An 18,327-nucleotide genomic window follows, 5' to 3' on the forward strand; every position below is an offset into this window, starting at 1 on the left:
GCGTCGTGGACGCGCAAAAGGTCGGAACAGCGGGCGCTGTTCAGGCCCTCTGTCGACCAGCTTCTACTTCGCTTCGAACACCGCAACCGTAAGCGGCGGGACAGTGAAGCTGCCCGTCGACGGGTCGAACGTCGCACGCTTCACGACCTCATCCGAGCCGGTCAACTGAACCGGGTGCAGCCCGAAGGCCTGCGCCGCAACCGCAGGAACGGTCTGGGTGGTTTCCGTGGCCGACGCGTTGAAAACAACGACGACGCCGCTCCGCTCCCTGTCTACATCCGGTCCGGCTGTGTCATCGATATGCATCACGATCACGCCCGGGGTCTGGTGCGGACCACCGGTTGGGAAGGACATCTTCTGCTGGATCAGTTCGGCGGTGCCGAGGTGGAACAGCGGCGTGCTCTTGCGGATCTCGAGGAGCGACAGTACCTGGTCCCGGGCTTCAGCGATGTCCGCCGGAGCGGGCTTGAGCGCAGGGTCCGCCAGCAGGGGCTTCATGAACCCGTACTTGTCGGCGTTGTCTGTGCCCGGCGGCAGTCCACGGGCGAAGCCGTTCTCCGTGCCGGTGTGGTCCAGGAGGTTGAACCAGTCACCGGAGTCGTAGCTGTTGCGGTCCAGGGACTTGCTGCGCAGCGCCTCTCCCCCGGCGTGCCAGAAGGAAACACCCTGTCCGAAGGCGGTGGTACTGAGCGAGAGGGCCTGGAAGCGGATCCGCTCGGCCATCGAAGTTCCCGGGGCCAGCTTGAAGGCGAGGCTGTCGAACAGCGTCTCGTTGTCGTGAGCCTCGACGTAGGTGACAGCCTCCTGCGGGTCGGCCGTGTATCCGGCAGCGCTGCCGTTCGAGTCGACGTCTCCGCCCGCCACCCGGACCCCGGTTCGGTCTGTGAAGGTGTAGTCCCGCAGGTTCCCGGTGAGCCCGACCTTGATCTGGTCCTGGTTCAGCAGCAGACGGGCACGCTGTTCCTCAGGTGTGCCGTTCACCTCCGCACCGTTCGGATGGGTCCAGAGCCCGGAACCGAAGCCCTGCACGCGCGGGTCCTCGTCGAAGGGTCCGCCGCCGCGCACTGCGTCGCGGAGCCTGTCATTGAAGGTTCCGATGCCGGTGCCTGCCATGTTCGCCTGGGTTGCCTGCTCGAACCGCGCGTTGCCTGCCACCTCACCGAAGTTCCAGCCTTCGCCGTAGACATAGATGCTCTTGCCGTCGACGCCGTCCCGCTTGAGGTTCAGCTCGTCAAGGGCAGCACGCACATCCAGCATGTTCTGTTTGCTGTGGTGGCCCATCAGGTCAAAACGGAATCCGTCCAGCTTGTAGGCGCGCGCGAGGGTCACCACCGAATCCACCATGAGCTTGCCCATCATGGCATTCTCGGTGGCGGTGTTGGGGCAGCAGGTCGACGTCTCGACGGCCCCACTGATCGGGTCTAACCGGTGGTAGTAACCCGGGATGATGCGGTCCAGGTTGTTGCTCGATTGCTGGCCGGCGCCGGCGGTGTGGTTGTAGACCACGTCCTGGATCACACGGAGCCCTGCGCTGTTCAGGCCCGCCACCATCTCGCGGAACTCGCAGATGCGGGTGGCGTCGTCGGGATTGGTGGAGTAGGAGCCCTCCGGCGTGGTGTAGTGCAGCGGATCGTAGCCCCAGTTGAAGCCGTCCCTGCCCGCGACGGCTGAGATGCAGGCCTGCTGCCCGTCGCTGTCGGCAGCGAAGCTCGCAAGATCGCACTGCGGCTGTGCCTGTGCGTGCCGACGCTCCTCAATGGTTGCGATGTCGTTCACCGGCAGGAGATGGACGGCGTTGAGGCCGGCGTCCGCGAGTTCCGTCAGCCGCTTCATCCCGTCGCTGCCCCTTTCGGCGAAGGCCGCATAGGTGCCGCGGCGCTCCGCGGGAACCGTGGCGTCGCTGATCGAGAAGTCCCGCACGTGCAGTTCGTAGATCGACAGGTCTACTGGCCCGGCCAGGGCGGGTTTCTCCAGGGATTCCCAGCCCGGGGGTGCCAGCTCCGCATCGTCCAGGTTGACGATCAGGCTGCGTTCGGAGTTCGTGGACAGGCCCACACTGTAGGGATCGGTGACGAGGTTGCGCTCCACCTTGCCGGTTTCCGGTACGTAGACCTGAACCTCGTAGAGGAAGTAGGCATCCTTCCAGTCCTTCTCGCCGAGAAGGGTCCAGACGCCGTCGTTTCCTTCCTTCAGGGAAACAGTAGCCACAGGCTCACCGCCGGATCCTTCCCGGTACACGTGGAGGCTTACCCGGCGGGCAGTCGGCGCCCACAGGGCGAAGCGGGGGCGCCGCCCCTTCCAGCTGAGGCCAAGCGAGCGGTTGGCGGCATTCCGGTAGAGAGAATCGAGAACTCGGGGAACCTGCACGCCGGTCGCCTGCAGCACCGACCCGTCCGTACCGATTTGGACGGCGAGCAGCTCACCCTTCAGCAGGTGCTTTGCCTGCCGTGCACCCTTCTTCGGAAGGGTCAATGTATCGAAGGATCTCAGGTGTGGGGACGCGGCCGCCAACTCCGGGTCGAGGACATCGGAGCTGCGTTCCAGATCAAGGTAGTCGCCGCCCGCGACAACTCTGTCCACGATGTCAAGGCCACCGTCGGGTGAGTGGTAGAGGCGGTAAGAGGCGCCTTCGGGGGCATCCGGGAGGTCCCAGGCCAGCACACCCGGCCCCAGCCAGTGGGCAGCAGCACCGGAGACCAGGAACTCGGCAACGTCGCTCCTGACCACGGGCCCTCCCTGCGAAGTCATGACCATATCGGCTCCCCCTGCCGCGCCGCCGTCGCCGTGGTTACGGCCCAGTTCCCGTTGAGCGCCGCCCTGTCAGCGTAATCCCGCGGGCGGAACTTCAACCAGCTGACGCGCCCGTCCCTCTGGCAGGATGGTGCCATGACTTTCACCCCTCCCGTTGCCAAGAAGGTTCCAACCGAACGCACCCACCACGGCGACACCGTGATCGACCCTTACGAATGGTTGCGCGCCAAGGAGACCCCGGAGGTCGTTGAGCACCTCAAGGCCGAGAACGCGTACACCGAGGCCGTGACTGCCGGGCAGGAAGATTTGCGCCAGGACATCTTCAACGAGATCAAGAACCGTACCCAGGAAACTGACCTCTCCGTCCCCGCCCGCAAAAAGGACTGGTGGTACTACTCCCGCACCGAAGAGGGAAAGCAGTACAGCATCCACTGCCGGGTACGCGCGACGGACACCGGCGACGTCGCCCTGGACTGGACACCGCCCGAGGTCGTGCCGGGACGGCCCGTCGAGGGTGAGCAAGTGCTGCTCGACGGCAACACCGAGGCGGAGGGCAAGCCCTTCTTCTCGCTCGGCGGACTCTCCGTGAGTGAGGACGGCAACCTGCTGGCTTTCAGCGTGGACAACGCCGGGGATGAGCGCTTCACCCTGAGGCTGAAGGACCTCCGCACCGGGGAGCTGTTGCCCGATGTGATTCCCAACGTCTTCTACGGCGTGGCCTTCTCCCCGGACGCATCCCAGGTGTTCTACACCGTCGTCGATGACAGCTGGCGCCCCTACCAGGTGAGATCGCACCGTCTTGGCACCGCCGTCGAACAGGACGTCCTGGTGTACCAGGAGGACGACGTCGCGATGTGGACCGGCTTCGACCTTTCCGCCGACCGCACGCAGCTCCTCATCGGCATCGGCTGCTCGGAGTACAGCGAGTACCGCGTACTGGACCTCGAGAACCAGGGAGCCGGACTCACCACCCTGATCCCGCGTTCCGAACGCGTTCTTTATGAGCCTGAGCCCCTGCACATCGAGGGCCGCCTCCACTACCTGCTGACCCATGACCACCGCGCGAAGAATTCGATGGTGAGCCTCGTTCCCGCGGAGCAGTTCGAGCGCCCGCTCGCAGAGCAGGAGTGGCGGACCGTAGTGGGGCACGACGACGCCGTCCGCGTCCACGGCGCCACCGTCACCGCCACGCATGTGCTGGTTTCAGTGCGGAAGGACACCACCATGCGCGTGCAGATCCTGCCGCGCGAAGGCCTCGGCACACCCGCCCAGCCGTTGCTGACAGAGCCCACCTTCGATGAATCGCTATACACCTGCAACCTCGCCGGCGCCGAGTTCGAATCTCCCGTGATCCGGCTTTCCTACGCCTCATATTTCACGCCGCCGCGCGTGTATGACTACCTGCTCGACGGCGGTGTCCTGACCCTGCGCAAAGAGACGGAGGTGCGCGGCGGCTACCGGTCCGAGGAGTACGTCGCCGAGCGCCAGTGGGCTACCGCGGCGGACGGAACGCAGATTCCGCTGTCCGTGCTTCGCCGTCGTGACCTCCAGCAGGACGGCACCAACCCCGCCGTCGTCTATGCCTACGGCAGCTATGAAATCAGCATGGATCCGGGGTTCTCCATTTCACGCCTGTCGGTGCTCGACCGGGGGATCATCTTCGTCGTCGCGCATATCCGTGGTGGCGGCGAGATGGGGCGCACCTGGTACGAGGGCGGAAAGAAGCTCGCAAAGAAGAACACCTTCACGGATTTCGTGGACGCCACCACGTATCTGGCCGAGTCCGGATGGGTGGACCCGAACCGGATCGCGGCGATCGGGGGTTCCGCCGGTGGACTCCTGATGGGTGCGGTGGCCAACCTGTCTCCCGAGAAGTACTGCGCAATCGTCGCGCAGGTTCCGTTCGTCGACGCCCTGACGACGATTCTGGATCCGGAACTTCCGCTCTCCGCGCTGGAGTGGGAGGAGTGGGGCAACCCCATTACCGACCCCGACGTCTACCGGTACATGAAGGAATACACGCCGTACGAGAACATCCGCGAGACGGCGTACCCGCGAATTGCCGCTGTGACGAGCTTCAATGACACCCGGGTGCTGTACGTGGAGCCTGCCAAGTGGGTGGCGAGGCTGCGCGAGGTCACGACCGGCAACGAGCCCATTGTGCTCAAGACCGAGATGGACGGCGGCCATGGCGGCGCCAGCGGGCGGTATGAGCAGTGGAAGGACGTCGCCTGGGACTACGCGTTCGTCGCGGACGCCCTCGGCGCCACGAAGGTGCTTTCGCAGGCCGCCGTCGCGGGATAGGTTCCGGGTCACGGCCCTTCATCTGCTTGACAGTGGAGGCCCTCGAGGTATTACCTAATGAACGATCGGTAAATAAATCTCGAGAGGCCTCCATGAAGGACACTGACGTCCGCCCTGTTCACCCCATGCTGGAGAAGGACTACGCCTCTCACTGGCTCGGCATCGAGGTGCTGCGCCTTGCCGACGGGCACGCCACCACCACCATGCGTGTGCGTGAAGAAATGCTCAACGGCTTCGGCATCGCCCACGGCGGAATGATCTTCGCCTTCGCCGACACGGCGTTCGCTCTTGCCTGCAACCCCATTGGTGAGACTGACACCATCACTGTCGCCTCCGGCGTCGACATCAATTTCCTGTCTTCGGCGATGCCCGGCGAACGCCTCACTGCGGTGGCGGACAGAAGTGCCGGCGCGGGGCGCAGCGGCGTCTTTGACATCACCATAACGGCAACCGATGAGGGCGGTGCCCCCGACAGCGAGCGCCTCGTCGCCCTGTTCCGTGGTCGCTCCCGCACCGTCCCGAACCGCCGCAATCAAAACCTGCCCCAATCGGAAGACGCGTCCGGAACGAGGAAAGCATGACCACCACGGCCATCAAGGCAACCGCAGCGGAAACAGCCACCTGGGATCCCGAGGAGAATTACGACCGGGGTCGGATCGAGGAACTCCAGCTTGAGCGGCTGCAGTGGACGGTCAGGTACGCCTACGAGAATGTGGACCTTTACCGTCACAAGTTCGACGACGCCGGCGTGCACCCCACTGATCTACGCGAGCTCTCGGACCTCGCCAAATTCCCTTACACCACCAAAGAAGACCTTCGGCAGACCTACCCGTTTGGAATGTTTGCTGTCCCCCAGGACCGGGTGGCGCGGATCCACGCGTCCTCCGGCACAACCGGGCGGCCCACCGTGGTCGGCTACACAACCGGGGACCTGGACCGGTGGGCGTCACTCGTGGCGCGGTGCCTGCGTGCAAGCGGCGTGAAGAAGGGGCACAAGGTTCACAACGCGTACGGCTACGGGCTGTTCACCGGCGGTCTTGGAGCTCATGCCGGTGCGGAAAGGCTCGGCTGCACCGTGATCCCCATTTCGGGCGGACAGACCGAACGTCAGGTGCAGCTCATTCGGGACTTCGAACCGGACGCAATCCTCAGTACTCCGACCTATCTGCTGACCATCCTTGACGCAATGGTCGCTGCCGGCATCGATCCGCAGAGCACCTCGCTGAAGACCGCCGTGCTGGGCGCCGAGCCCTGGACCAACCAGATGCGTCAGGAGCTCGAACATCGGATGGGCTTCGACGCCTGTGACATCTATGGGCTGTCCGAGGTGATGGGCCCCGGCGTCGCGGGTGAATGCGTTGAGACCAAGGACGGCTCCCACATCTGGGAAGATCACTTCCGCCCTGAGATCATTGACCCCTTCACCGACACAGTGCTCGACGACGGCCAGTCCGGGGAGCTCGTGTTCACCTCGCTCACCAAGGAGGCACTGCCGATCATCCGTTACCGCACGCATGATCTGACCCGCCTGCTGCCGGGCACCGCACGCCCGGGCATGCGGCGCATGGACCGCATCACGGGGCGCAGCGACGACATGATCATTCTGCGCGGCGTGAATCTCTTCCCCACGCAGATCGAGGAGATCGCACTGCGCATACCGGCGCTGAGCCCGCACTTCCAGCTTGAGCTCACACGCCCTGAGGGCCAGCGCATGGACCAGATGACCGTCCGGATCGAGCCGCGCGAGGGTGTCAGCGCCGATGAAGCTGAGGCGGCGGCATCCCAGCTCAGCGAACAGATCAAGATTCACATCGGTTCAAGCTGCGCCGTGTCGGTCGTGGAGAGCGGATCGCTGGCGCGCTCAAGCGGCAAGCTCAAGCGGATCTACGACCTGCGGCCGAAGGCGTAACAGCGTGACACCCGTTAGCTCATCTGACCGAACGTTCATGCGAAAATAGCGCGTATGCCCAGCCCACAGGCCGCTACCCGCCGCGGACGCCCCGGATATGACCAGCAGACCGTCCTTAACATCGCCGTCGACGTTTTCAACCGGCATGGTTATGAGGCCACGTCCATGGGGGTCCTCGCGGAGAACCTGGGCATCAGCAAGTCGGCGATTTACCATCACGTGCCGTCGAAGGGTGACCTGTTACGGCTTGCCCTGGACCACGCACTCGGCGGACTCGAGGCTGTACTGACCCAAGCGGAAGCAACCTCCGGCAAGGCGGATCAGCGGCTCGAGTACGTGCTGCGCGGCACCATCGCAGTGCTGACCGAGCGCCTGCCCTTCGTGACGCTCCTGCTGCGGTTACGCGGCAATACGGAGGTTGAGCGCGAAGCCCTTGAGCGCCGTCGTACGTTTGACCGGCAGGTCGCCGCACTTGTTGAGGCTGCCCGCTCCGAGGGCTCCATCCGCAGGGACATCGACCCGCGCACCACCACGAGGCTGCTGTTCGGCACCATCAACTCGGTGGTCGAGTGGTACAAGCCTGGCGGCCCGTTGACTCCCGAAAAACTTGCCGACGACGTCATCGCCATGGTGTTTGAGGGCCTCCACCACGCCTGACGTCTTCGGTCTTGACTGATCCCCGCCCTGAGCGGACCCTGATCCTATGAGCACCAAGCTCTCCGACACGATGCTGGGTCTGCTTTCCGAACTTCGCTACGAGCCCACCCTCAAACGAGTTCGTGGTGACCTCGACGGCACTTCGGTCGTCGACACCCGCCGTGCGCTGCTTGTGTGGGAGCCGAAGCGGGTCACCCCGATTTTCGCGGTGCCGGAGGAGGACGTGCGGGCGGAACTGTCTCCCCCGAATGCGGAGCAGCCGGTCGGCGAGGAGTACCCCGTGGCCATCATGCTGGAGGGTCCGCCAGTCCTGGACCCCGCACGCCCTTCAGCCGGCACACGACAACCGGCACCCCGTTGACCGTCACGGCGGGCAACTCCTCCCGGCCCAATGCTGCCTTCCGCCCGGACGACGCTTCACTCGCTGGTTACATCCTGCTCGACTTCGATGCGCTGGACTGGCGTGAGGACGATGAATCGATCATCGGACATCCACGAGACCCGTTCCGCCGCATCGACATTCGCCGTTCGTCCGAACAGGTCACGGTGCGGATGGGAGGCACCACACTCGCCGAGACGTCACGCGCCGCCCTGCTGTATGAAACGTTCCTGCCCCCTCGTCTGTACATCCCGCCCGAGGACGTGCGGTTCGATGTGCTTGAGCCAAGCGCGACCCGGACGGTGTGCCCCTACAAGGGCGAAGCGAGTTATTTCTCCTACGCGGAGTCGCCGAAGGGCAGGGACATCGCCTGGCAGTACGACTCACGTTTCCCGGATGCCAACCAGATCCATGGCCTAGTGTGCTTCTTCAACGAGCGGGTGGACCTGCTGGTCGACGGCGCACAGCAAGACAAGCCCGTCACGCCCTGGTCCTAGCCTGCCGGCTGCGCCCACCTCCATCGGGATATCCCACCGAACCGGGTAGGTCAGTGGGATTATCCGGACTATCCCACTGAGGCCTTCAGCTCGGCGGGATATCCCAGCGGGAGCCTTATCCACATAGCGATATTCCCCCGACCGCGCGCGCGAGGTGGCCGCGAGCATGGTGGGCATGGACATCGTGAAAATGGTCGCTGAACGAGGCGGAGTGGCCCGGCGGCGAGATTTGGAGAGGGCTGGTTTCAGCGGGCACGAGATCCTCGCAGCGCTGCGAGACGAACGCCTCTTCCGTCCCGTCCGTGGCGTGTACGCCGTACCCGATGCTGACCCCGTACTTCTTGCGGCCACCTGTGCCATGACCGAATTAGCGTGCATTAGTGCTGCGGAGCGTCTGGGATTATGGGTTCTCACCAAACCACGCTCCATTCACGTCAGCGTCGATCATGGACGACCTGTGCAGGGCAACTTCCTGGTTCATCGCTCAGGCATCCGGCTTACGCCGCTCGATATTTGCCTGCAATGCATGAGGTGCCTTCCTGAGCTCGAGGCCCTGTGCATTGTTGAATCAGCGGTGATCAAGCGGCTTGTCACTCTTGAGCAGTTGCGCAACCGTACGGGCGGAGTGCGGGATCGAAATCTGCGAAGAATCGTGCATCTCGTAGACCCGCACTCGCAATCGATCATCGAAACTGCCGCCAGGTACCATTTGAGGGCCGCGGGACTGTCCGTCCAGACGCAGGTTTACGTGAAGGGCGTCGGCCGGCTGGACCTCTTCGTCGAGGGAGTCCTCGGAATTGAAGCTGACGGTAGGAAGCACCACAGCGATGCCGCTGATTTTGAGGAAGATCGGCGACGCGGAAACATGCTGACGCTGAACGGCACTCCCCTGCTCCGGGCCACTTATCAGCTCATCGTGGATCGGCCGAACGAATTCGTTCGGCTGGTTCAGCAAGCAGTCGCGAGGTACCGTCCCGCTGAACTCGCGGGTTGAGTGGGAATATCCGGACTATCCCACCGAACACGCGAGTTCGGTGGGAAATCCCGGTGGACCGTCGAGGTGGAGTGTCGAGGTGGGCGGGCGGGGCTGGACGCGAGCAGAGACCTGGAGTTACTTCTCCACGAGGGTCAGGACGTCGTAGGTGGCCACGATCTCGTCGTCCTGGTTCGTGAGTACCGCGTCCCAGGCCACCTCGCCGTATTCCTCATCCTCGCGCGGCGTGATGCGCTTCGCCGTCAGCGTCACGCGGATGGAGTCGCCGGCCGCAACGGGCGTGATGAACCGCAGGTTTTCGAGACCATAGTTCGCTAGAACAGGCCCCGGCGCAGGCTCAACGAACAGCCCTGCACCCCACGAGAGCAGCAGGTATCCGTGCGCCACAATGCCCGGGAAGAACGGATTGGCAGCCGCGGCTTCCTCGTTGGTGTGGGCGTAGAACTTGTCACCCGTGCTGTTGGCGAAGGCCGTGATGTCCTCAAGGGTTACCTGACGCAGGTCAGACCGTACCGCATCGCCGATGCGCAGCGTCGCGAGGTTCTTCCGGAACGGATGTTCCTCATCGAAGTTGCGGTCAGCACCGGTATGCCAGACGCCTGTGATCGCGGTCAGCATGTTCGGCGAACCCTGCAGGGCTGTGCGCTGCATGTGGTGCAGTACGGACCGGATACCGCCGAGCTCCTCGCCGCCACCGGCGCGGCCCGGCCCGCCATGCACCAGGTGCGGAACGGGTGAGCCGTGCCCGGTTGATGACCGCGCATCCTCACGGTTCAGCAGAAGGACGCGGCCATGGTGGGCGGCGATACCGGTCACCAGCTCGCGGGCAGTGGACGGATCATTCGTGCAGACCGTCGCCACGAGCGAACCCTCCCCCATGGCGGCCAGACGAACGGCGTGGGCGACGTCGTCGTACCCCACCACCGAGGCGACGGGACCAAAAGCCTCCACCGTATGAAGCTCCACGGCGTCCGCGTTCTCCCAGGTCAGAAGAACCGGAGCCATGAACGCGCCTTCCTCAGCGACATCCACAGTGCCGTCAGCGTGTGTGACACGGGGAGAGTCGAGCGTTCCGTACGCGAGCTCACCGCCGGCTGCAAGCATCGATTCGACGGCCTCGCGGACACCCCGCAGCTGCTCCACCGACGCGAGCGCGCCCATGGTGACACCCTCAGCGCGCGGATCGCCGAGCGTGACGCGCTGCTCGATGCGGTCGCGGGCGGCAGCAACGACGTCGTTCACCAGCGCCTTCGGAACCAGCGTTCGGCGGATGCTCGTGCACTTCTGGCCTGCCTTGACGGTTATTTCCGTCACGAGGGACTTGATGAAGGCGTCGAACTCGGGCGTGCCCGGCACTGCGTCCTCACCGAGGATCGCCGCATTGAGCGAGTCAGTTTCCGACGAGAAGCGTACGCCGCCGGTCGTCACATTCTCGTGGGACTTCAGCTTGTTCGCCGTGGACGCGGAACCCGTGAACAACACCAGGTCGCGGTAATCGAGGTGATCGAGCACGTCGCGGGCAGGGCCGGAGATGAGCTGCAGCGAACCCGCCGGAAGGATGTTCGACTCGATGATGAGCTTCACGACGGCGGCCGTGAGATAACCGGTCGGCGTCGCGGGCTTCACGATGGTGGGCACACCGGCCAGGAACGCCGGCGCGAGCTTCTCAAGCATCCCCCAGACCGGGAAGTTGAAGGCGTTGATCTGGACGGCTACCCCGGGGATGCGGGTGTAGATGTGCTCCCCGATGAAGGAACCGTCCTTCGACAACACCTCCACCGGCCCGTCGATAACAACCTGCGAGTTGGGCAGCTCCCGCCGGCCCTTGGAACCGAAGGTGAACAGGACTCCGATACCGCCGTCGATATCCACCATCGAGTCGATCTTCGTTGCGCCGGTCCGGGCAGAGAGCTCATAGAGCTGCTCACGACGGTCGTTCAGGAACTGGGCCAGCGCCTTGAGCTTCAGTGCACGCTGGTGGAATGTGAACTCCCCCAGCTCGCCCTGCCCGGTGGTTCGGGCGTAGTCGACGACGTCGGCAACGTCCAGCCCGCTCGTGCTCACCAGGGCAAGCAGTTCGCCGGTGCTGGCATCCCGTACTTCGGCGGCGTTGTCCTCGGACAACGTGTGCTGGTCAGGGGTCCACCAGGCGTCGCGGATGAAGCTGGGGACAATGTCCACGCTGAGGGCGGTCGAAGTCATCGTTGACCTTTCGCGTTCGGAAGCTCACGGAGGTGTCTGAACAAACATTACTGAACGGACGTTCGGTAATATGTCCAGAGTACATGAACGTGCGATCCGCCCACACCCCCACAAGGAGCCCTAAGTGACCGGCGAACCCTGGCAAATAACCCTCGGTGAACTCGACGAGAAGATGGGCGTGAAAATCCTCGAACAGTCCGTCGAACGGGTCGTCGCGACAATGCCGGTGGAAGGAAACCGCCAATCGTTCGGGCTGCTGCACGGTGGAGCGTCGCTGGCGGTCGGCGAGGCCGTCGGCTCCTGGGCTGCAGTCATTCACGCGAGCACGCTGGGCAAGACTGCTGTCGGGGTCGACGTTTCGGCGACGCATCACAAGTCCGCACGGGACGGCATCATCACCATTACCGCCACCCCGATCCATCTCGGGCGCACCCTCACAACCCATGAGGTAGTGATCACCAACGACGGCGGCGGCCGCCTCTGCACCCTGCGCATCACCAACCTGCTGCTCGAGAAGAAACCCGGGAAGGGCTAGGTCCGGGAGGTCAGCCGCGCACGAACCGCGTCAATCTCCGCCTGCAACAGCCCCGCCTTCCGCAGGTACGCCTCGGCGTCAAAACCGTCCAGCAGCTCCAGCAGGTGAGCTCTGGTGTGCAGGATCCACTCGTGCAGTTCCTCGGGTGATTTCGGCCTCTCGTGCGGCTTCTCCTGTGCGCGGTGGTGCTCGTTGATGCCGTGTACGGCCAGCGCGTAATCGTCGGCAATGTCCTCATGCGACGCGCCGGCGAGCGCCAGCAGCACCGCGGTCACCATGCCGGTCCGGTCCCGCCCGGCGGAACAGTGCACGACGACGGCGCCCTCCGACTCCGCGATGACGCGCACCACCGCGGCGATCTTCTCGGGCCAGCGGCGAAGGTTCTCCAGGTAGTACTCGGGTGTGCTCAGGTAGGGGCCGACCAGCCGCATGAACTCCTCATCGGACTGGTCCTCGGTCGGGCAGTTGACCACCCGGAAGCGGTCCAGGACGGCTGGATTGATCACAGGGTCCGTGTCACGCCGTCCGCGCTCCCCCGGGTTCCTCAGGTCCACGATGGTCCGGACGCCGTCGTCGTATGCCTGTTGCCAACCGGCGTCCGTGAGCCATTCATGTCGGCCCATCCGGTACAGCCTTCCGGGGCGGATGTCCGGGCTGACGCCGCCAAGGTCCCGCGCATTGACCGCACCCTGCCATGGAACCGTCCGGCTCACGCCGTTCCGGCGCAGGTGATCCAGATCAATCGAAGCCATGCCTCAGGGTAACAAGCGGCAACGAGTCCGTTAGGGCACCAACTCGTAGAAGCGGAAGAACCCGAAGCCCTCGATCGGCAGGACCCGAACCTCGCTGAATCCGGCTGCCGAGGCATACCGGCGCAAGGTGTCCGGACGCATGACAGTTCCGGTGCCGGCGCTGTTGGGGTGAGCCATGCCATCGGGCAGGCAAATCAGCAGACTGAACCCATACATAAGTCGCTCGACCTCATCACCGGGTGGAGCGAAGGTTTCCGCCACAGCTTCATCCATGACGATGACGCTTCCCCCGGCACGGAGCGACCGGCGGGCCGCTGATAGTACGTCAACCGGGTAGGGCATGTCATGGATGCACTCGAAGGCGAATACCGCGTCGAACTGCTGCTCGGGCAACCCCGCAGCGTCGACGTGCTGAAAATCTACACTGCTCCCCGCGGCGTACGCATTGGTCCGTGCAAGATCGATCGAGGCCGCGTCAATATCGAACCCCGTGACCTCCGCTGAGGGGAGCGTCCGGGCGAGTGCAATCGTCGACCAGCCGGCTCCGCAGCCGATGTCCGCGATCGATGCTTGTGGTTTCTGCAGGCGCGTCATCACGTCAGGTGCCTGTTTCAAGGCGTTAGCGAGTTCCCGTTCGAACCACGGACGGTTCATATCAGCCTGCGACACGCGGGCATCATCGCCGAACTGCTGCCAGCTGACCCCCTCGCCGGCGCGGTACGCCGCTTGCAACGCAGGAAGCTGCACGGCAGCACCTGCCAGCATCCGGGCCAGTGGAGCGAGGAAGTTGAGACTGCTGCCGTCAGTCAGCACCTCCGCCGCACCAGGAGGCAGAGTAAAGCGGCGGGCACCGTCGTCGTCGTTCGCAGTCAGGAGGCCGGTGATGGCCTGCTGCTCGAGCCACTCCGCGGCATAACGTTCGGACGTCCCGGTGCGCTGTGCCAGTTCGGCCGCAGACGCAGGGCCATCGTTCACAAGGCTCCGGTACCAGCCGAGCCGGTCGCCGAGGTGGATGGCGAGGATGTCCATGGTGCCGAGTGCAGCGTTGAAAATACGCTCCGCGACGGCCCCTGCATCGGCTTCAGGGCCCACTTTCCCTCCCGCGTTGAGGTGTCGATGAGACCTAGGATGTACCTGTTCGGCGAGGCTGGCAAGGCTCGCCGAAACCCTACGTTCGAATTAGGGATTCAGGCGTATCTTGATCCGATGAAACTCCTCCGAAGCACAGCCAGCGTACTCCTGGCTTCGGGTCTCATTGCAGCTGACGTTCAAAACAGCCTGTTCCGGTGCGCGTGCCGCCAACGTGTTAGGCGTGTGCCCGACCTCCCGGAACAAATGGCCGGTCTTGCGGCAGCAGAGGAGATCAGCCCGCAGACTGATCTTGTTACCGTTTCCGCGGGCGGCAACGACCTTGCCGCCGCCGCGCCGAATTCGAGGACGTAGCCAAAGGATTCGATAAGCACGGAATCGGTTCGCCGGACCCCCGGATCACATTCACCGGTTGCACGGGGACTGGTGAGATCCATCCAACCGCGAAGGGCTACAAGTCCGGGTACCTGCCGGAGGTGCGCAAGGCGATCGACTAATCGATTGTGATGGTCGCCTGCACCGGCGTGTGGTCTGAGGGCCAGTCCCCGTTGTAGCGCGTGGTGTTGATGCCCGTTTCCACCACGGTGACATCCCGGTTCACCATCAGCCAGTCGATACGCTTGTGCCCCTGCTTCGGCGCACGGTAGTGCGGGAAAGTTCCCCAGAGCTCGGTCACCCGCTTCTGTGCCGCGTCCCAGGCGTCAGCGAGAACCTCGCCGTTGGTCAGCTCCTCATACGGTTGCGATGCGGCGCCGGTATTGAAATCGCCCATGACGACGACGGCGCCCTCAGTCCGCGCAACGAGCGACCTGATTGCCTCCGCTGACCGCTGACGGGACTTGCGGGACATGTGGTCAAGGTGCGTATTGACCACTGTGAGTTCCTTACCCGTGTTCCGGTCCCGGAAACGGCCGGTAACAACGACGCGGGGGATGAGGTTTCCCCAATCGTTGGAGCCCGGGGTGTCCGGGGTGTTGGACAACGCGTCCTGATCCCAGTCGAGCAGTTCCAGCCGGTCCGCGTTGTAGACGATGGGGCACTGCTCGCCGTCACCGTCGGCGTTGCGGCCGCGGCCGATACTCCGGTATTTGTCTCCGAGGCTCTCGAGGATCGCCGGCAACTGGTCCGGGAGCGCTTCCTGCACGCCGAGGACGGTGGGCTGCTCAGCTGCGAGCAGGCGACGGACCAGCGGTTCCCTGCGGCCCCAATAATCGTGGCTCCAGGGGTTCACATGAGCCACCCGGCGTCGGATGTTGTAGGTCATGACATGGAGCTCAGGCGCATCAACCGGTCCGATCAACGGCTTATCCACCAGGGTCGTCCGCTCGCTCATTCCAAAACCTTAGCCCTTTTAGCTCTCAAGCGGGCAAGGCTCTCGCGTGGCGGTCAATCGTCCCAGGTGAAGAAACCCCGGCCTGACTTCCGTCCCAACTCGCCGCGCTCCACTTTGTCGCGCAGGACCTGCGGCGGAGCGAACCGTTCGCCGAGGGTCGACGCCAGGTATTCGGCAATTCCAAGCCGCACGTCGAGGCCCACAATGTCCGTTGTCCTCAGGGGACCAACCGGGTGCTTGTAACCAAGAACCATCGCCGTGTCGATGTCTTCGGCAGATGCAACACCCTCCTCGACCATGCGCATCGCCTCGAGGGCAATCGCAACACCCAGGCGTGAACTGGCGAATCCCGGAGCGTCCTTGACCACGACGGGCGTTTTCCCCAAGGCTTCAGCCCACCCGCGTGCCTTCTCGGCCAGTTCAGCCGACGTGGAAGGCGCGAGCACAACCTCAATGAGCGTCGAGGCGGGCACGGGATTGAAGAAGTGCAGCCCGCAGAACCGGTCCGGCCGCTGCAGGACGCCGGCCAGCTCACCGACGGACAGGGAGGAGGTGTTCGTTGCGAGCCACGCGCCGTCGTCGAGCTGCTCCTCGACACCGCGCAGCGCCGCGGTTTTCAACCCGAGGTCCTCCGGCACCGCTTCAACCACCAGGCCGCACGGCCGGAACACGGAGTAATCGGTGGCCACTTCCAGCCTTCCCGACAGCGCGTCGAGACTCTCCTGCGTGGTCCCCTTGGCGATGCTGCGATCGAGCGCTGCGGTGATGCGTCCGCGCGCGGCCTCCGCTGCGTCGCGATTCTGTTCAACGACGACGACGGCGGCACCCGCCACACAGAACGCGTGCGCAATACCTGCGCCCATGCGCCCGCCTCCGAGGACGCCCACGGTTGAGGGAATGGCCTGATTGCGCTGTGTGGTCAAAGTTTCTTCTTCCTGTCTGTGTCTTTCCTTGTCAGGAATGCCTGCATGCGTTCGAACTTCGCCTCGGACTCGAACAGGATGCCCTGGGCGAGCTGGTCGATCATAGGGTGGGCCTCGCGGGGTGCGTGAAACACGGCTTTGGTGACGCGGGTTGCCAGCGGGTCCTGGCGGGCAATACGGTCTGCGAGGCGGTGGGCAGCCTGCAGCAACTCCTCAGCCGGATGGATCTCGCTGATGAGCCGGACGGCGAGCGCCTCGTCGGCGTTCATCACCCTGCCCGCGAGCAGGATCTCCTTTGCGAGCGGCTCGCCGACAAGCTCGCGCAACCGCCACGTCGCGCCGGCTGCGGGCAGGATCCCCAGACCGGTCTCCGGATTCCCGATCTTGAGTTCGGGCGTACCGATCCGGAAATCGGCGGCGAAGGCGAGCTCGGCGCCGCCACCGAGTGCGTAGCCGTCCAGAGCGGCGATGACGGGCATCGGGAGGCTTGCGATCCGGGAGAACAGCGTCGAGTTGATTCCAGCGAGTGCGTCCTCGCGCCGTCGTTCCTTCAGCTGTGCAATGTCGGCGCCGGAGGCGAACACGCCGCCCGTTCCGGAGAGGATGAGGATCCGCGGAGTGCGCTCGAGGTCAGCGCACACTTCGTGCAGCTCGTCGACCATCTGCTGGTCGATCGCGTTACGGACGTCGGGGCGGTGGAGCTGGACGCCCAGGCGGTCGCCGCCGTCGTCGATTTTCAGGGTTTGCACTACACACGCTCCAGGAGCATGGCGGTTCCCTGCCCCACGCCGACGCACATGGTGGCGAGGCCGAGGTGTCCGCCCTCGCGCTCCATGCGGCCCATCAGGGTGACCGCGAGTCGCGAGCCGGAGGAACCGAGCGGGTGCCCCAGGGCGATCGCGCCGCCGTCGCGGTTGACGATTTCCTCGTCGAGGCCGAGCCTGCGGATACAGGCGAGGGACTGGGTGGCGAACGCTTCATTGAGTTCGACGGCGTCGAGGTCGCCGATGGAACGACCGGAGAGTTCGAGCACCTTCTGCGTTGCCGGAACCGGGCCGAGGCCCATGATCTCCGGCGACACCCCCGCTGAGGCGCCCGTGACGATCCGGGCACGGGGAGTCAGGCCGAGCCGGGTGAGTGCCGCTTCGGACGCGACAATCACGGCGGACGCGCCGTCGTTGAGGGAGCTGGAGTTCCCGGCGGTCACAACGCCGTCCTTGGTCACCACCGGCTTCAGACCCGCGAGCACCTCGAGCGTGGTGTCCGGCCGTGGCCCCTCATCGGTGTCCACGGTGACGTTCTTCTTGCCGCGCGTGGTGTTGACCGGGACGATTTCGTCTGAAAAGCGACCCGCTTCTGTCGCCGCGACCGCCCGCTGGTGTGAGCGGAAGGCAAAGGCGTCAGCGTCCTCACGGGTGATTCCGTCAATGCGGGCCACTTCCTCTGCCGTCTCCGGCATCGAGTAGGTAGTCTTTTCCTGCGCCGCGAAGGTTGGATTGGTGAAGCGCCAGCCGATCGAGGTGTCGAAGGCTGCACCGGGCTTGGCGAACGCCGTCGTGGGCTTCTCCATCACCCAGGGCGCGCGGCTCATGGACTCGACGCCACCGGCGATAACGACGTCGGCCGCACCCGCCTTGATCATGTGCGACGCCATGATGATGGCCGACAGCCCGGATGCGCACAGCCGGTTCACCGTGATCCCGGGGATGGTGTCCGGCAGACCTGCGAGCAGGGTGGCCATGCGGGCGACGTTACGGTTTTCCTCGCCGGCGCCGTTGGCGTTGCCGAGGATGACTTCGTCTACAACCTCGGGATCCAGGCCCGAGCGGTGGACCAGTTCACGGAGGGTGAGCGCTGCGAGATCGTCCGGCCGAACCGCTGAAAGCGCTCCACCGTACCGTCCCACCGGGGTGCGAACCCCGCCCACCAGAAAAGCCTCGGCCATGCCAGCCTCCGTCATCATCGTCGTCATCGTCAGCGCGTCACGCTGAGGGCGGCATAA

Annotated in this window: 16 protein-coding genes; 8 read left to right on the forward strand and 8 right to left on the reverse strand. The window is 64.6% G+C overall.

Annotated features, from left to right (window positions below; genetic code table 11):
* Nucleotides 1–63 precede the first annotated feature (63 nt).
* Nucleotides 64–2,748 (reverse strand): pullulanase-type alpha-1,6-glucosidase, encoded by a 2,685-nt coding sequence (gene pulA / locus AC4D2M_RS03165; RefSeq protein ID WP_490889910.1) that lies wholly within the window; start codon nt 2,746–2,748, stop codon nt 64–66.
* A gap of 138 nt (nt 2,749–2,886) precedes the next feature.
* Between pulA and AC4D2M_RS03170 the strand changes: the two genes are divergently transcribed.
* The 7 genes from AC4D2M_RS03170 to AC4D2M_RS03200 all read left to right on the forward strand — a co-directional run bounded on the left by AC4D2M_RS03170 (nt 2,887) and on the right by AC4D2M_RS03200 (nt 9,491).
* On the forward strand, nt 2,887–5,055 hold the full coding sequence (locus tag AC4D2M_RS03170; RefSeq protein WP_490889911.1) for a S9 family peptidase: 2,169 nt from the start codon (nt 2,887–2,889) through the stop codon (nt 5,053–5,055).
* A gap of 92 nt (nt 5,056–5,147) precedes the next feature.
* A complete protein-coding gene (paaI, locus tag AC4D2M_RS03175) occupies nt 5,148–5,636 on the forward strand; it encodes a hydroxyphenylacetyl-CoA thioesterase PaaI (RefSeq protein WP_490889913.1) in 489 nt (162 codons plus the stop codon).
* A complete protein-coding gene (paaK, locus tag AC4D2M_RS03180) occupies nt 5,633–6,964 on the forward strand; it encodes a phenylacetate--CoA ligase PaaK (RefSeq protein WP_490889915.1) in 1,332 nt (443 codons plus the stop codon). The genes paaI and paaK overlap by 4 nt, the downstream gene beginning before the upstream one ends.
* Before the next feature lie 54 nt (nt 6,965–7,018).
* The gene (locus AC4D2M_RS03185; protein ID WP_490889916.1) at nt 7,019–7,621 is read left to right on the forward strand and encodes a TetR/AcrR family transcriptional regulator; all 603 of its coding nucleotides are present in this window, start codon (nt 7,019–7,021) and stop codon (nt 7,619–7,621) included.
* Nucleotides 7,622–7,667: 46 nt separating this feature from the next.
* Nucleotides 7,668–7,982: a DUF427 domain-containing protein gene (locus AC4D2M_RS03190; protein WP_490889918.1), complete on the forward strand. Its 315-nt coding sequence runs from the start codon at nt 7,668–7,670 to the stop codon at nt 7,980–7,982.
* Complete coding sequence (locus tag AC4D2M_RS03195; RefSeq protein ID WP_490889919.1) at nt 7,979–8,497, forward strand: DUF427 domain-containing protein; 519 nt, start codon at nt 7,979–7,981, stop codon at nt 8,495–8,497. Before AC4D2M_RS03190 ends, AC4D2M_RS03195 begins: the two co-directional genes overlap by 4 nt.
* A 175-nt stretch (nt 8,498–8,672) precedes the next feature.
* Nucleotides 8,673–9,491: a type IV toxin-antitoxin system AbiEi family antitoxin domain-containing protein gene (locus AC4D2M_RS03200; protein ID WP_490889921.1), complete on the forward strand. Its 819-nt coding sequence runs from the start codon at nt 8,673–8,675 to the stop codon at nt 9,489–9,491.
* Nucleotides 9,492–9,608: 117 nt separating this feature from the next.
* Here AC4D2M_RS03200 and paaZ read toward each other — a convergent pair whose 3' ends face one another.
* Entirely contained in the window at nt 9,609–11,693 is a 2,085-nt protein-coding gene (gene paaZ / locus AC4D2M_RS03205) for a phenylacetic acid degradation bifunctional protein PaaZ (RefSeq protein WP_490889923.1), read from the reverse strand.
* Between the two features lie 172 nt (nt 11,694–11,865).
* Between paaZ and AC4D2M_RS03210 the strand changes: the two genes are divergently transcribed.
* The gene (locus tag AC4D2M_RS03210; protein ID WP_490890412.1) at nt 11,866–12,228 is read left to right on the forward strand and encodes a PaaI family thioesterase; all 363 of its coding nucleotides are present in this window, start codon (nt 11,866–11,868) and stop codon (nt 12,226–12,228) included.
* On the opposite strand, the gene AC4D2M_RS03215 is transcribed toward AC4D2M_RS03210, so the two are convergent.
* The 6 genes from AC4D2M_RS03215 to AC4D2M_RS03240 form a co-directional block, all read right to left on the reverse strand.
* Nucleotides 12,225–12,980 carry a tyrosine-protein phosphatase gene (locus tag AC4D2M_RS03215; protein WP_490889925.1) on the reverse strand — a complete coding sequence of 252 codons (756 nt, stop codon included), beginning with the start codon at nt 12,978–12,980 and terminating at the stop codon, nt 12,225–12,227. The two genes, AC4D2M_RS03210 and AC4D2M_RS03215, sit on opposite strands and share 4 nt — an antisense overlap.
* 30 nt (nt 12,981–13,010) lie before the next feature.
* Nucleotides 13,011–14,072, reverse strand: a complete 1,062-nt coding sequence (locus tag AC4D2M_RS03220; RefSeq protein WP_490889927.1) for a class I SAM-dependent methyltransferase — start codon at nt 14,070–14,072, stop codon at nt 13,011–13,013.
* Between the two features lie 490 nt (nt 14,073–14,562).
* On the reverse strand, nt 14,563–15,402 hold the full coding sequence (locus tag AC4D2M_RS03225) for an endonuclease/exonuclease/phosphatase family protein (protein WP_490889928.1): 840 nt from the start codon (nt 15,400–15,402) through the stop codon (nt 14,563–14,565).
* 53 nt (nt 15,403–15,455) lie between these two features.
* The gene (locus tag AC4D2M_RS03230; protein WP_490889929.1) at nt 15,456–16,325 is read right to left on the reverse strand and encodes a 3-hydroxyacyl-CoA dehydrogenase family protein; all 870 of its coding nucleotides are present in this window, start codon (nt 16,323–16,325) and stop codon (nt 15,456–15,458) included.
* Nucleotides 16,322–17,074: an enoyl-CoA hydratase/isomerase family protein gene (locus tag AC4D2M_RS03235; protein ID WP_490889931.1), complete on the reverse strand. Its 753-nt coding sequence runs from the start codon at nt 17,072–17,074 to the stop codon at nt 16,322–16,324. The genes AC4D2M_RS03230 and AC4D2M_RS03235 overlap by 4 nt, the downstream gene beginning before the upstream one ends.
* Nucleotides 17,074–18,270 (reverse strand): thiolase family protein, encoded by a 1,197-nt coding sequence (locus AC4D2M_RS03240; protein ID WP_490889932.1) that lies wholly within the window; start codon nt 18,268–18,270, stop codon nt 17,074–17,076. Before AC4D2M_RS03240 ends, AC4D2M_RS03235 begins: the two co-directional genes overlap by 1 nt.
* Between the last annotated feature and the right edge of the window lie 57 nt (nt 18,271–18,327).

This window comes from Arthrobacter sp. TJ-270 (assembly GCF_058269075.1).